The 13,176-nt window shown below is 69.6% G+C and carries 12 protein-coding genes; 3 read left to right on the top strand and 9 right to left on the bottom strand.

Going from position 1 to position 13,176, the window contains the following annotated elements; genetic code table 11:
• The first annotated feature begins 305 nt into the window (after window positions 1–305).
• A complete protein-coding gene (locus AC07CM_RS18620; RefSeq protein ID WP_478877477.1) occupies window positions 306–845 on the top strand; it encodes a manganese efflux pump MntP in 540 nt (179 codons plus the stop codon).
• On the opposite strand, the gene pqqE is transcribed toward AC07CM_RS18620, so the two are convergent.
• The 9 genes from pqqE to AC07CM_RS18575 all read right to left on the bottom strand — a co-directional run bounded on the left by pqqE (window position 842) and on the right by AC07CM_RS18575 (window position 11,360).
• Entirely contained in the window at window positions 842–1,945 is a 1,104-nt protein-coding gene (gene pqqE / locus AC07CM_RS18615) for a pyrroloquinoline quinone biosynthesis protein PqqE (protein WP_478877476.1), read from the bottom strand. The genes AC07CM_RS18620 and pqqE overlap by 4 nt on opposite strands.
• A complete protein-coding gene (pqqD, locus tag AC07CM_RS18610; RefSeq protein WP_478877475.1) occupies window positions 1,938–2,267 on the bottom strand; it encodes a pyrroloquinoline quinone biosynthesis peptide chaperone PqqD in 330 nt (109 codons plus the stop codon). The genes pqqE and pqqD overlap by 8 nt, the downstream gene beginning before the upstream one ends.
• A 5-nt stretch (window positions 2,268–2,272) precedes the next feature.
• Window positions 2,273–2,971, bottom strand: coding sequence for a pyrroloquinoline-quinone synthase PqqC (pqqC, locus tag AC07CM_RS18605; protein WP_478877474.1), 699 nt, complete (start codon window positions 2,969–2,971; stop codon window positions 2,273–2,275).
• A 258-nt stretch (window positions 2,972–3,229) separates the two neighbouring features.
• Entirely contained in the window at window positions 3,230–3,325 is a 96-nt protein-coding gene (gene pqqA / locus AC07CM_RS18600) for a pyrroloquinoline quinone precursor peptide PqqA (RefSeq protein WP_478877473.1), read from the bottom strand.
• Between the two features lie 46 nt (window positions 3,326–3,371).
• Window positions 3,372–5,072, bottom strand: a complete 1,701-nt coding sequence (locus tag AC07CM_RS18595) for a PQQ-dependent dehydrogenase, methanol/ethanol family (protein ID WP_478877472.1) — start codon at window positions 5,070–5,072, stop codon at window positions 3,372–3,374.
• A 22-nt stretch (window positions 5,073–5,094) separates the two neighbouring features.
• A complete protein-coding gene (locus tag AC07CM_RS18590) occupies window positions 5,095–5,556 on the bottom strand; it encodes an MSMEG_3727 family PQQ-associated protein (protein WP_478877471.1) in 462 nt (153 codons plus the stop codon).
• Between the two features lie 398 nt (window positions 5,557–5,954).
• On the bottom strand, window positions 5,955–8,120 hold the full coding sequence (gene katG, locus AC07CM_RS18585; protein ID WP_478877515.1) for a catalase/peroxidase HPI: 2,166 nt from the start codon (window positions 8,118–8,120) through the stop codon (window positions 5,955–5,957).
• Window positions 8,121–8,254: 134 nt separating this feature from the next.
• Complete coding sequence (locus tag AC07CM_RS18580; RefSeq protein WP_478877470.1) at window positions 8,255–9,649, bottom strand: LytTR family transcriptional regulator DNA-binding domain-containing protein; 1,395 nt, start codon at window positions 9,647–9,649, stop codon at window positions 8,255–8,257.
• Between the two features lie 223 nt (window positions 9,650–9,872).
• Window positions 9,873–11,360: an extracellular catalytic domain type 1 short-chain-length polyhydroxyalkanoate depolymerase gene (locus tag AC07CM_RS18575; protein ID WP_478877469.1), complete on the bottom strand. Its 1,488-nt coding sequence runs from the start codon at window positions 11,358–11,360 to the stop codon at window positions 9,873–9,875.
• Between the two features lie 298 nt (window positions 11,361–11,658).
• On the opposite strand from AC07CM_RS18575, the gene AC07CM_RS18570 reads away from it, so the two are divergent.
• Window positions 11,659–12,357, top strand: a complete 699-nt coding sequence (locus AC07CM_RS18570; RefSeq protein ID WP_478877468.1) for an NADPH-dependent F420 reductase — start codon at window positions 11,659–11,661, stop codon at window positions 12,355–12,357.
• A gap of 160 nt (window positions 12,358–12,517) precedes the next feature.
• On the top strand, window positions 12,518–13,108 hold the full coding sequence (locus tag AC07CM_RS18565; protein ID WP_478877467.1) for a TetR/AcrR family transcriptional regulator: 591 nt from the start codon (window positions 12,518–12,520) through the stop codon (window positions 13,106–13,108).
• Window positions 13,109–13,176: the final 68 nt, after the last annotated feature.

The following is a 13,176-nucleotide window of genomic DNA, read 5'->3' as shown; positions in this document are numbered from 1 at the left end:
CTGTCAGTCAAGGCCGGGCGAGCTATTCGTAGCATCCCCGTTCAACGCGGCCCGTGCGGCGACGCGGCGGATGTGCCGCCCGGCAGGCGCGCCCCGCCGCGTCCGGTCGGGGCAGCGGAGTCGGCGATCCCGGCTTCCGGCACCACCTGTGCGATGTGCGGAGTGAGTGGCGAAAACATCCCGGTAATCGGTTTTCCAGGTTTCTTACGCGAACCATTTGAGATAGTATGTGCAATTATGACGAGTAATGGGCGAGGCGGAGTCATTTCTGCCGGCGCCGGTCGTCATCGGGCAGCGGCGTCGTCATGATCTGGGAAATACTGGTCCTGGGTTTTGTACTCAGTCTCGACAATTTCCGGGTATCGATCGCGCTCGGCACCGTTCCATTCGGTTTGAAGCGCGCGGTGCAGGTCGCGCTGACCTTCGGGCTGTGGGACGCGGTCATGCCCCTGGTCGGGCTGTTGATCGGTCACCAGATCGGGGAGTCCGTCGGAGCCGTCGCCGATCTGGTGGGCGCGGCCGCTCTCGGCGGGTACGGCCTCTATCTCCTCGTCTCGGCCCTTCGTAACCCCGAGCCGGAAGAGTTGGACCACCCGTGGGCGTTGTTCGGCATTCCGCTGACGCTGAGCCTGGACAACTTGTTCGCCGGGGCGAGCCTGGGGGTCCTAGGGCTCTCGCCATGGTTCTCGGCCGCCGTCTTCGGCCTCATGACGGCAGTGATGTCGCTGGTCGGGCTGCAGTGCGGGCGGATCGCGGCGCGCCTCATCCGGATCCGCTCGGACCTGCTGAGCGGGGCTGCCTTGATCATCGCCGCCGTGGCGCTGCCGTTGTGGTTCGGCGGCTAGCCGGCTCCCCCGGCGGGCAGACCGGGCCGGTGCGGGCGGGGGACCAGCGGAAGTTCGGCCCGCGGGTGGGCGTTGGCGGCTTCGACCGCCCGGGCGACCAGGTCGTGGTCGGGCGACAGATAGCAGACCGGGTCGGTGCGGGCGGCGTCGCCGGTGAGCAGAAACGCCTGGCAGCGGCACCCGCCGAAGTCCAGCTCCCGCCGCGGGCAGCTCCGGCAGGGCTCCGGCATCCAGTCGGTCCCCCGGAACGCGGTCATCACCGGGGACTCGGCCCAGATCCACTCCAGCGGATCCTCCCGCACGCTCGCCCGCGGCAACGGCAGGGAGTGCGCGGCCGGGCACGGCAGGACGTCGCCGTTCGGCGTCACGGTCAACTGCCGGGAGGCCCAGCCGCCCATGCAGGGCTTCGGGTAGCGGCTGTAGTAGTCGGGGATGACGTAGATGACGTCCATCCGGTCCCGCAACCGCTCGCGGGCGGCCCGCACGACGACCTCGGCCGCCTCGAGCTGGGCCCGGCTCGGCAGCAGCGCGTCACGGTTTCGCCAGGCCCAGCCGTAGTACTGGGTGTTGGCCAGCTCCACCCGGTCGGCGCCCACCTCCTCGGCCAGCCCGAGCACCTCGGCGACGCGGTCGATGTTGTACCGGTGCAGCACCACGTTCATGGTGAGCGGCCAGCCCAACTCCTTGACCACGCCCATCGCCTCGACCTTGCGCCGGAAGGACGGGGTCCCGGCGATCCGGTCGGACACGGTCGGCTCGTCGGCCTGGATGCTGATCTGCACGTGGTCCAGGCCGGCGGCCCGCAGCTGCTCGGCCCTCGGACGCGAGAGCCCGAGGGCGCTCGTTATGAGGTTGGTGTAGAGACCCAGGTCGTGGGCGGCCGTCACGATCTCCACCAGGTCGCGCCGCAGCAGCGGTTCCCCGCCGGACAGATGGCACTGCAGAACGCCCAGTTCGCCGGCCTCGGCCAGCACCCGCCGCCACTCGTCCGTGGACAGCTCGTCCCGGTACCCGGCCATGTTCAGCGGGTTCGAGCAGTACGAGCAGGCCAGCGGGCACCGGTAGGTGAGCTCGGCGAGCAGTCCGAACGGGCTATCCATCGTCGAGCTCCACCCAGCGCCGGGCGACGAGCCGGGTCAGGAACTGCCGCACCTCGTCGTCGGGGACGGTCTGGTAACGAGCGCCCAGCTCGGTCACGATCTCGGCCACGGTGTGCCGCCCGTCGCACAGCTCGAGGATGGCCCCGCCGCTGTCGTTCAGGACCACCACTGTCTCGGGGTGCAGCAGGATCTTGCGCTGCCTGGTCCGGCAGAAGCTCAGCCGGACATGGCTCGCCAACCGGGGCCGGTCCGAGCCGGACACCCCGGCGCCCGGCCGGGTCGTGGCAGTGGTCCGGGTCGTTCCGGTAGGGGTGGGGTCCATGGTGATCACTCCGGGTAGGCCTGGTCGACGGCGTCCATCAGGCTCCACAGGACGTCGCACTTGAATGACAGCGCGTCGACGGCGCGCGCCTGCGACTCGGCGGAGAGACAGTGCGCGGTGACCACCTCAAGGGCGTGTTCGCAGTCGCGGGGGGCCTGCTCCAGGCGGGTGCGGAAGTAGGCGAGGCCCTCGGGGTCGATCCACGGGTACCAGCGCTCGAATGCGGCCAGCCGCGCCGCCATCAGGTCGGGGGCGAACAACTCGGTGAGCGAGGACGCCACCGCCTCCACCCACGGGCGGGTCCGGGCGAAGTTCACGTAGGCGTCGACGGCGAACCGCACCCCGGGTACCAGGTGCCGGTGGTCCCGGACCTCCTCGCGGGTCAGCCCGGTGGCCTCGCCCAGACGCAGCCATGCCTCGATGCCGCCCTCACCGGCGGCGGTGCCGTCGTGGTCGACGATCCGTCGGATCCAGCGGCGGCGGACCTCCAGGTCGGGGCAGTTGGAAAGGATCGCGGCGTCCTTGCGGGGGATGTTCTCCTGGTAGTAGAAGCGGTTGGCCACCCAGCCCCGGATCTGTCGGCGGCTCAGCCCGCCGGCATTCATCCGGACGTGAAACGAGTGCTGGTCGTGGTACCGCCGCGAGTGGTCGCGCAACGTCTCGACGAAGCCGTCGGCGTCGGTTCGCTCGGTTGTTGTCGTCACGGCTCTACACCTGGACCTCGAGGCCGTCCATGGCCACCTCTGTGCCGCTTTCCTTGAACGTACGCCGCTCTCCTTGAACGTACGCCGCTCGATCGTCGGCCGTCTCGGGCCGTCGGGAGGCGTCGTCGGCCGTCTCAGGCCGTCGGGAGGCGTCGTCGGCCGTCTCAGGCCGTCGGGAGGCGTCGTCGGCCGTCTCAGGCCGTCGGGAGGCGCCGGACCACGTCCGGCGCCGTCCCGTCCGCCAGGACCTGTCCGGCCCTAGTCCTCCAACTGATCGAGGTACATGGTCACCTCGGCCGCCACTGCGATCTCGTCGAACTCGGGCGTCTCCCACACAGCGAGCTGAGACTCCATGGATTCACCTCCTCTCCGGCCGAATGCGGCTGGCACCGGTCACGCGCTACGACGTTTCCGGGAGGGCGAAGACGAGCAGGGCGCTTCCGTGCCCCGCGCCGAGCATGCCGGGGAGGAACCCCTCGGCCCATCCGCCCCAACCGACCGGCACGGCGATGTACTGCCTGCCGTCGACCATGTAGGTGGTCGGGCTGCTGTGGTGGCCGCTTCCGCACTGGAACTGCCACAACTGCTCCCCGGTGCGGGCGTCGAGCGCGTTGAACTCCCCGGAGGCTTCCCCGGCGAACACCAGGTCACCGCCGGTGGCCAGCACCGAGGCGCACATCGGGAGTTCGTTGCGCCAGCGCCACTTCTCCTCGCCGCCGGCGTCGAAGGCGCTGATGGACCCGGCCATGTCCTCGATGTCCACCTGAACGCCCGCGCCCCAGTACGGAATGCTCTCCTTGAACTCCCGGCGTCGCCGGGTGGCCGTGGCTCCGGTGTCCTGGACCGGGACGTAGAAGAGCTCGGTCTTCGGGCTGTAGGCCGCGTGCGTCCATTCCTTGGCGCCGGCCGGGCCCGGGTAGAAGTGGACCGGTTCTCCCTCCTTTTCCGGGTACACCTTGGCCGTCACCTGGCCGTCCCTCGTGATCGCCCCCCAAGTGATGCGGTCCACGAAGGGGGTGATCCCGACCCGCTCACCGTTCGTGCGGTCGAGGACGAAGAAGTAGCCGTTCTTGTCGAAGTGCCCGAGCAGTTTGCGTCCGTCCTGCTCGAACAGGATGCACTCGGCGATGCTGTCGTAGTCCCACAGGTCGTGCGGGGTGCACTGGTAGTGCCAGCGGATCTGACCACTGTCCACGTCGACGGCGATGATGCTGTCGGTGAAGAGGTTGTCGCCCTCGCGTACCTCTCCGTCGAAGTCGGGCGCAGGGTTGCCGGTGCCGACGTACAGCAGGTTCGTCTCCGGGTCGAAGGTGCCGGTGACCCAGCAGTTCGCCCCGCCCCGCGCCCAGGCCTCGCCTTCGGCGGGCCAGGTCTCCGAGCCGGGCTCCCCGGGCTTCGGCACCGTGTAGCGGCGCCACTGGTGCTCACCGGTCTCGAGGTCGAACGCGTCGAGGTGGCCGCGTACGCCGAACTCGCCGCCGGAGCTCCCGACGATGACCATGTTCTTCACGATCAGCGGCGCGACCGTGGCGCTCTCCCCGGCCCGGACGTCTCCGTAGGTCTTGTCCCAGACCCGCTTGCCGGTGGTGGCGTCGAGCGCGAGCACACGAGCGTTCGCCGTGACGAAGAAGACCTTCCCCTGAGCCACGGCGACCCCACGGTTCACGTTCCCGCAGCACAGGGAGACGTCGAAGGGGACCGCATGCTTGTACCGCCAGATCTCCACGCCCGTCTTCGCGTTGAGGGCCCAGACCCAGCCGTCCCAGCCGGAGAGGAACATGACCCCGTCGACGACGATCGGGGCGGCCTCGAAGGAGTAGGTCGACGCGCCCGCGATCAGGCCGGTCGTGCCGGCCTGGAAGACCCATGCGGGGACCATGCGCTTGACGTTCTCCGTGTTGATCTGATCCAGCGGGCTGTACCGCTGCCCGTTGTAGGCGCCGTAGTAGGTGAGCCAGTTCTGGGGTTCATCCCGGGCATTGAGTATGCGCTCGTAGTTGACTCCGGCCACTACCGGCGGCGCGACCTCCCCGCCCGCGACCTTGCCGCTCAGGTTTCCCTGGTCGACAGCCACACCCGCGTCCACGTAGTCGACGGTCATTTCCTCCACCTCCTACTTCCTGCTACGGCCGCGGCTGTTCGGGACGGTCGAGGCGAGCCTCCGGCGGAGCGTCCCCCAGGACGACGATGGCACCGGTCAGCCCCCGGCCCTCGTCATTGCCCGTAGGTGAGCTGAACCAGTAGTAGCCCGGTCCGTCGAGGTTGAGGGTCGCGTGTCCGCGCGAATGATTCACCAGCCAGATGAACTTCCGGTCGCCATTGCTCGGCAGGAGCGCGCAGTGCGTGTTCATGTCGTCATTGACGATCTCGAGCTCGATATCGCCCCCGTGTGGCATGACCAGAATGTCGGGGTCCCAGGTCAGCTCATCCGGGTTGATGCGAATGGTGGCCTCCATGTGACCATCCGATTTCTCGGTGGCCTGTCCAATGCGTCCGGTTCCCAGCACTTGACCCAGCGCTGCCTTGTTCTGTGCGGCCAACCCGAGCTTGTCCAGCAGGTCGGCCCGCTCCTGCGCGGTCGTCATCGGGGCTTCACTCTCCTCATCCCGAATCTCCATGTCCCCTCGCACCGGCTGCGCTGCGCGCGGCACACCGCGGCCGGTTACCCACCTCCGCATGGCAGGAATATGCTGCCGAAAAAATTGATTTCGAAATTTCTTTTTCACGTCACCCGGTGCCCGTCAGCAATCCGTGGTCAAGGAGCAGGCCGGGCCGCGATGAATCACATCGAAAAGGGTGAGAAATTGCTGCTTAATAAGCACGCTACGCCGGATGGATCACACCGACAAGGGCGAGCGCCGGTCCGGGCGGATCATGCCGTTCGTCCGCCACGGGCTACCGTTCGTACCCGATGTGCCGCCGGTGAAAGGAGCCGGCCGGCACCGCACCACGTCGTTCCGGGGCCCGCGGCGGACCGGATCGGTCACCGCCGTGGAACACCGGGTCGAGCGAGGTCGTACCGATCGAGGTTCATGACCTTGTCCCACGCGGCGACGAAGTCCCGCACGAACTTCTCCCGTGCGTCGTCGCTCGCGTAGACCTCGGCGACGGCACGCAGCTCCGAGTTCGAGCCGAAGACGAGGTCGACGCGGCTACCGGTCCACTTGACCTCGCCGGTGACCCGGTCGCGAGCCTCGAAGGTTTCCGCGGTCTCGGACGTCGGCTTCCATTCCGTGCTCGGGTCGAGCAGGTTGACGAAGAAGTCGTTGGTCAGCGACCCGGGCGCCGAGGTGAAGACGCCCAGCGGCGACTGCTGGTAGTTGGCGCCCAGCACCCGCAGGCCGCCCACGAGGACGGTCATCTCGGGCGCGCTCAGGTTCAGCAGGTTCGCGCGGTCGACCAGCAGGTGCTCCGACGGCGTCCGACCGCCCTTGCCGCGGTAGTTGCGGAACCCGTCCGCGGTCGGCCGGAGCGCGGCGAAGGACTCCGCATCGGTCCACTCCTGCGTGGCGTCCGTGCGTCCCGGGGTGAAGGGGACCTGGACGTCGTGGCCGGCGGTCCTGGCGGCCTGCTCGACGGCGGCGGCTCCGCCGAGCACGATGAGGTCGGCCAGCGAGATCTTCTTCCCTCCGGTCCGCGAACCGTTGAAGGACTCCTGGATCCCCTCCAGGGCGTGCAGCACCTGTGCCAGCGTGTCGGGGTCGTTGACCTCCCAGCCCCGCTGCGGTTCGAGGCGGATGCGCGCGCCGTTCGCCCCGCCCCGCCTGTCGCTGACCCGGAACGTCGAGGCCGACGCCCACGCGGTCGAGACGAGCTCGGAGACCGACAGCCCGGAGGCGAGGATCCGGCTCTTGAGCGCGGCGATGTCCGCCGCCCCGACGAGCTCGTGGTCCACGGCGGGGACGGGGTCCTGCCAGCGCAGCGTCTCCCGGGGGACCAGCGGTCCGAGGTAGCGCTGGATCGGGCCCATGTCGAGGTGCGTCAGCTTGAACCAGGCCCGGGCGAACGCATCCGCGAGCTGGTCCGGGTGGTCCAGAAAGCGCCGCGCGATCGGCTCGTAGACCGGGTCCGACCGCAGCGCGAGGTCCGTCGTCAGAATCGTCGGGGCGTGGGTCGTCTGCGGGTCGTGGGCGTCCGGCACCGTGCCGGCCCCGCCGCCGTCTCTCGGGATCCACTGCCACAGACCGGCGGGGCTCAGCTCCAGGTCCCACTCGTAGCCGAACAGGGTCTCGAAGAAGCTGTTGTCCCATCTCGTCGGAGTGGGTGTCCACGTGCCCTCGAGCCCGCTGGTGATGGTGTCCGCGCCCTTTCCGGTGCCGTAGCCGCTCTTCCAGCCCAGGCCCTGTTCCTCGAGCGGGGCGCCCTCGGGTTCGGGGCCGAGATGGGCCTCCGGGTCGGCCGCGCCGTGGGTCTTGCCGAACGTGTGGCCGCCCGCGATCAGCGCGACGGTCTCCTCGTCGTTCATCCCCATGCGCCGGAACGTCTCGCGGATGTCCCGGGCCGCGGTGAGCGGGTCCGGCACGGTGTTCGGTCCCTCGGGGTTGACGTAGATGAGGCCCATCTGGACGGCGGCCAGAGGGGGCCGCAGCTCCCGGACGCCGCCGTGGCGTTCGTCGCCGAGCCAGGCGTGCTCGGGACCCCAGTAGACGTCCTCGTCGGACTCCCAGACGTCCGCCCGGCCGCCGGCGAAGCCGAAGGTCGTCAAGCCCATCGTCTCCAGGGCGCGGTTGCCTGCGAAGACCATCAGGTCGGCCCAGGAGATCTTGCGGCCGTACTTCTTCTTGACCGACCAGAGCAGCCGGCGCGCCTTGTCGAGGTTGCGATTGTCCGGCCAGCTGTTCAGCGGAGCGAAACGCTGCATGCCGGCGCCCGCACCACCGCGGCCGTCGTCGATGCGGTACGTCCCGGCGCCGTGCCACACCATCCGGATCACGAGCGGCCCGTAGTGGCCGAAGTCGGCCGGCCACCACTCCTGCGACGTCGTCAGCACCTCGTCGACGTCCCGCGCCAGGGCGTCGAGGTCGAGCGTCAGGAACTCCGCGGCGTAGTCGAAGTCCTCGCCCATGGGGTCGGCCATCGCGGGGTGTTTGCGGAGGATCGCCAGGTCGAGCCGGTCCGGCCACCAGTCGCGGTTGCTCGCGCCCGCGATCGGGTGACCGCGCTGCCCGGCCGGGGCGGAGAGGCCGAGGCCGCCCGCACTTCCGGCGGTCGTCTCGCCGACAACGGCGTCCGGACTGTCAGACACAGGAATTTCCTTCCTGGCACCCATGTCGTACCGGGAACTCAGATGTCCAGGGTGCGACGCACGGCCGGCGCGTTCCGCCGGGAAACCGGCACCATCTCCTTCGTCCGGTCGTCCATGACCAGAGACAGCTCGCCCTTGAGTCCGCGTTCGATCTCACGGATGCGGCTGAGGTTGACCACGTACCGGCGGTGCACCCGCATGAAGCCGCGATCCGCCAGCTCGCCGTCGAGCTTGTCCAGGCTCGGGGAGGCGGCTCGCAATCGCCCCTGATCGGTGGAGAGCCACACGTCGTTCCCCTGCGATTCGGCGAAGGAGACCTCCGACAGCCGCAGCAGCACCATCCGGTTGTCGCGCATCGCGACCAGCCGGCGCGGCTGCACCCGAGGGTGCGCGGACCCCTCCGACTGTGGCACCTGTGCCCCGTCGGAGGCACCGAACGAGACCAGGTTCCCGATCAGGCGTCCGGACGAGAAGACGGGCCGGATGCTGATCGAGGTCGGCTCGTCGGCGAGGTGGGCGAAGATCTGCGTCGAGCCGACCCAGTCGGGATTGCGGGCTGCCTGCGTGGTGGCATAGCGGGCGGCCGTGATCAGTTCCGGCAGCCCGGCGTTCCATCGCAGCGTGGGGTCGACCGCCGGGGTGCATGCCGGGACGCCCAGCAGCACGCTTGCCATGTCGTCGGCGATCACCACCTTGCCCGCGGTGTCCACCGCGGCGAGCGCCGCACCGGAGCGCGGCCTGGCCTGGGTGTAGGCCGCGACCAACTCGGCACCACTGTCCCGGGCGCGCCTCTTCAGCGGGTGCTGGGTCATGGTGACCGCGTTCGCCAGCCAGCTCTCCGCGGAGGCGGGAAGCCGGCTGCGCCAGCAGCAGATGTTCAGCACCGCGATCGGTTCCCCGGTCACCACGTCGCGCACGGCGATGCCCGCGCAGACCCAGTTGTGGAACGCCTGGCACCAGTGCTCCGCGCCCCTGATCGGTACGGGGCCGTGTGCCTCGAGCGCCGTGCCCATGCCGTTCGTGCCGGCCGCGCACTCGGACCAGCAGAACCAGGGCGCCAGATTGGACTCGCCGGCTCTGGCGAGCGTGGCTTGGTCGCCCCACTCGGCCAGGATCCGGCCAGTGGCATCGGTGACGGTGACGACGCCACCGAGGTTGCCCACTTCATGTGCCACGGAAGCGGCACGAAAACCCAGCTCGGCGAAGACGACGTCGTGCTCGGGCGTGTGGTCGAGCTCGGCGACCGCCACCGGAGCCGCTGTGAGGCGGGGATCGACCCGGTACTGCTCTCGACAGCGGTGCCAGGAGATCGCCACCACGGGCCGGACACCCGGGATCTGGTCCTCGCCCTGCACGAACCGTTCCCATGCCGCGAGCACGGTGCCGCTGCCCAGGTTCGCCGAGCCGGGCTCCAGCCGATGTACATCCCTCATGGTTCAGAACCGCCCTTGGTCCATCCCCAACACCCGACGGCATGTGCGCGGTCCGCGCCGGTCGCTCGTCGCGGCCGGGCGTGCGGCGGGCTCGGCCCTGCGTCGCGCGTCTTCCTGCTTCGTCACTCGTTCCAGGCCGTGTCACAGACCTGCACTTCCCACCCTAGGTACCGTCGTCGCGCTGCGCACGTCCCTGTCCGGGCCGGACCCAGCCGCCCAGGGCTCAGGACGGGCAGCCCGAGTCGGCGATCACGTAGTAGCCGGACGAGGTCTCCTCGAGGGTGTGGGTGACCGCGACGTTGTAGAGGCCCATGTTCTGGTTGGAGCCGTTGGCGTAGACGTGGCCGAGACTCTGGTGGGCGCGGCCCGCCGCGACCTGGTTGTAGTTGTCGTCCGTGAAGCACTGCGGCTGGTACCCGGTGGTCGTGGCCGAGACCGCCGTCGACCGGGTGCCGACGGCACCGCCGGAGTCCACGGCGGCCAGGGTGTAGGTGTACTGCGTACCGGAGCCCAGCCCCGTGTCGGTGTACGAGGTTCCGGTGGTCGAGCCGACCCTGCTGCCGCCGCGGTACACGTTGTACGACGCCGCGCCGCTCACCGCGGACCAGGACAGCGACACGGTGGTGTCGGTCGTGCCGGTGACGGTGGGCCCGGTGGGCGCGGGAAGGCTGCCGGTGCCACCCCCGCCCGCGCCGTCCAGGCCCCAGAACTTCGCGGTCCAGTACGGCGAGCAGATGTAGTCGAGGTAGTAGGTACCGGTGCTGCCGCACTGGTCGGCGCCGGAGCCGGGGTTGACCGCGAGGCCGTGCGCCATGCCCGAGACGGAGAAGGTCTCCACGGCGGGCTCACCGCTCGAGTCGTTGTACACGGCCTGTGTGGTGCCGCCGGTCAGGGTGGTGGTCGAGGACGGGGTCCGGCTGATGCCCCGGACGTCGGTCCACTGGTCGCGTTCCTCGGTGGCGTTGGCGGGGTTCACCGTGGTGTCGCCGGTGCCCTGCCAGATCGCGACGCGCGGCCAGGGCCCGCCCCAGCCGCCGGAGGCGTTGCGGACCGCGTCGCCCCACTGCTGCGGAGTCTTGTTGACCGCACTGTTCTGGCAGGTCAGAGCGCTGGAGAGGTCGCTCGCGCAACCCGCCGGGATACCGGAGTCGATCGCGCCGCCCGCGAACACGTCGGGGTAGTCGGCGAGCATCACCGAGGCCATCGCGCCGCCGGCCGACAATCCGGTGACGTAGACGCGGCCGGCATCACTGCCGTAGTGGGACTTGGCGTAGTCCACCATCTGCTTGATCGACAGCGCCTCGCCCTGGCCCCGGGTGTAGTCGGAGGACTGGAACCAGTTGAAGCAGGAGTTGGCGTTGTTGGAGCTGGTGGTCTGCGGGAAGACGACAGCGAAGCCGTACATGTCGGCGTACTTGGGCCAGCCCGAGTGGCTGTAGTAGTCGCCGGCGCTCTGGGTGCAGCCGTGCAGGGCCACGACCAGCGGCGCGCCGGACGGCAGGTTCTCGGGGGCGTACTGGAACATCTGCAGATTGCCCGGGTTGGAGCCGAAGCCCGTCACCTGCTGCAGGCTCGCTGCCTGCGCCGGGGCCGGGGAGAGTCCGAGGACCAGGGCGATCAGGGACAGGACCAGCGTCGCCGCGGAGGCGGGGCGCGGCCACGTTCGGCGCCACGAACGGCGCGGCAGCGGGTGGAGGAATGTGGGGTTCATCGTGCCACCTGGGTGATCGCGACGGGTGGGGAGGTTGGCGGCAGCCGTGCTCCCGCTCCGAATGCGGGTGCATGGCTTGGGAGTTACGGGGACGTTACGTCCCGGCTGCCGGAGGCCGTAATGGAGTTCCGCACCACCTCGCGGCAGTTGGGCCTGTGGGTTCTCACCGTTGCGGCATGACGGGCCCCGGCAGCGGGAAGCCACTGCCGGAAACCACTTGCGATACCGAACCGCTCGGTTTAGTTTTTCAATGGGACGGAGCGGTCGTCGTGTCCGCCCTCTTCGAAAGGAACCCCTCATGCGTTACGCCGTCATCGGCACCGGCGTCGTCGGCCGGACCATAGCCGCCAAGCTCACCGCTCTCGGCCACGAGACCGTCGTCGGCACTCGTGACCCCGAGGCCACCCTGGCCCGCACCGAAGCCGACAGCTACGGCAACCCGCCGTTCACGCAGTGGCAGGCCGACCACTCCGCCGTGCGGCTCGTCACCTTCGCCGAGGCAGCCGCCCGGGCCGAGACCGTGGTCAACACGACCGCGGGCGCCGTCAGCCTGGAGGCCCTGACGGCTGCGGGCGCGGACAACCTGGCCGGCAAGGTGCTCATCGACATCGCCAACCCGCTGGACTTCTCCGCCGGGATGCCGCCGTCGCTGAACCCGGTCAACACCGACAGCCTCGGCGAGCAGATCCAGCGCGCCTTCCCCGACACGCGGGTCGTCAAGGCCCTCAACACGATGAACTGCGAGGTCATGGTCGAACCGTCCCGGGTGGCGGGCGAGCACGACGTGTTCGTCTCCGGCGACGACACCGACGCGAAGAAGCAGGTCACGGAGCTGCTGGTGTCCTTCGGCTGGCCTGCCGCGAGCGTCATCGACCTCGGCGGCATCACCACCGCCCGCGGCACCGAGATGCTGCTGCCCATCTGGCTGCGCCTGATGGGCGCGCTCGGCCACGCCGACTTCAACTTCCACATCGCGGGCACCCGCACGAGCGCCTGACCCGCAGCCCGGCGGCCGGGCATGCAGACGCCGGCCTGCGCCCGACCCGCCTCCTGCTTCTCGTACGACAGGTCACTCCGGCAGATACGCGCTGGTCACCCGTGCTCCCCCACATTCCGTACCGAACCGCTCGGTACGGTAGCTCGACTATTCTGACCAGGTGAGTGGAACGGAAACCAAAGCCGCGGGGCGGCCACGCTCCGCCGAGAAGGACGCCGCCATCCTGCGGGCCGCTCTCGAACTGCTGGCCTCCCAGGGCTACACGCGCATGAGCCTCAGCCAGGTCGCCGCTGCCGCGCAGGTCAGCAAGTCCACCATTCACCTGCGCTGGAAGACCAAGGCCGACCTCCTCACCGCGGCCCTCGCCGCCGCCCGCATGGCAGACGCTCCGTCCCCCGGTGGAGATCTCCACACCGACCTGGTGAACGTCCTCAAGGACTTCGCCGCCACCGTCGAGCGGGTCAACGGCATGGCTCTCATCGGCACCTGCCTGGCCGAAGAGGCCCACACCCCGGAACTCCTCGCCCTGCTGCGCGAACGCACCGTACTCCCCCGCCGGGCCCTCCTGCGAGATGCCCTGGAACAGGCCCAGCAGGCCGGACAGATCTCCGAGGACGCCGATCTCGAGACGGCCGTGTCGGCACTGCTCGGCCCGTTCTACGCCGACTACATGGCCGGACGGGGCGGCCACCCGCAGTGGGCCGAGCAGGCCGTCACCCTGGTCCTCGCCGGACTTCGCGTCGACCACTGATCGTCCGACTGCGGCCGGCCCGGGAAGAGGTCCGCACCGCGTTCGCCGGTGGATAGCGGCCCTGTCGC

It is taken from the genome of Streptomyces sp. NPDC044061 (assembly GCF_056434305.1).
The sequence above is the reverse complement of the archived record's forward strand: the minus strand, read 5'-3'. Positions and strand labels throughout refer to the sequence as shown.

Coding starts and splice junctions, on each gene's coding strand:
- AC07CM_RS18620 (WP_478877477.1), top strand. CDS start 306: ATGATCTGGGAAATACTGGTCCTGGGTTTTGTACTCAGTCTCGACAAT.
- pqqE (WP_478877476.1), bottom strand. CDS start 1,945: ATGGATAGCCCGTTCGGACTGCTCGCCGAGCTCACCTACCGGTGCCCG.
- pqqD (WP_478877475.1), bottom strand. CDS start 2,267: ATGGACCCCACCCCTACCGGAACGACCCGGACCACTGCCACGACCCGG.
- pqqA (WP_478877473.1), bottom strand. CDS start 3,325: ATGGAGTCTCAGCTCGCTGTGTGGGAGACGCCCGAGTTCGACGAGATC.
- AC07CM_RS18595 (WP_478877472.1), bottom strand. CDS start 5,072: ATGACCGTCGACTACGTGGACGCGGGTGTGGCTGTCGACCAGGGAAAC.
- AC07CM_RS18590 (WP_478877471.1), bottom strand. CDS start 5,556: ATGACGACCGCGCAGGAGCGGGCCGACCTGCTGGACAAGCTCGGGTTG.
- AC07CM_RS18580 (WP_478877470.1), bottom strand. CDS start 9,649: ATGAGGGATGTACATCGGCTGGAGCCCGGCTCGGCGAACCTGGGCAGC.
- AC07CM_RS18575 (WP_478877469.1), bottom strand. CDS start 11,360: ATGAACCCCACATTCCTCCACCCGCTGCCGCGCCGTTCGTGGCGCCGA.
- AC07CM_RS18570 (WP_478877468.1), top strand. CDS start 11,659: ATGCGTTACGCCGTCATCGGCACCGGCGTCGTCGGCCGGACCATAGCC.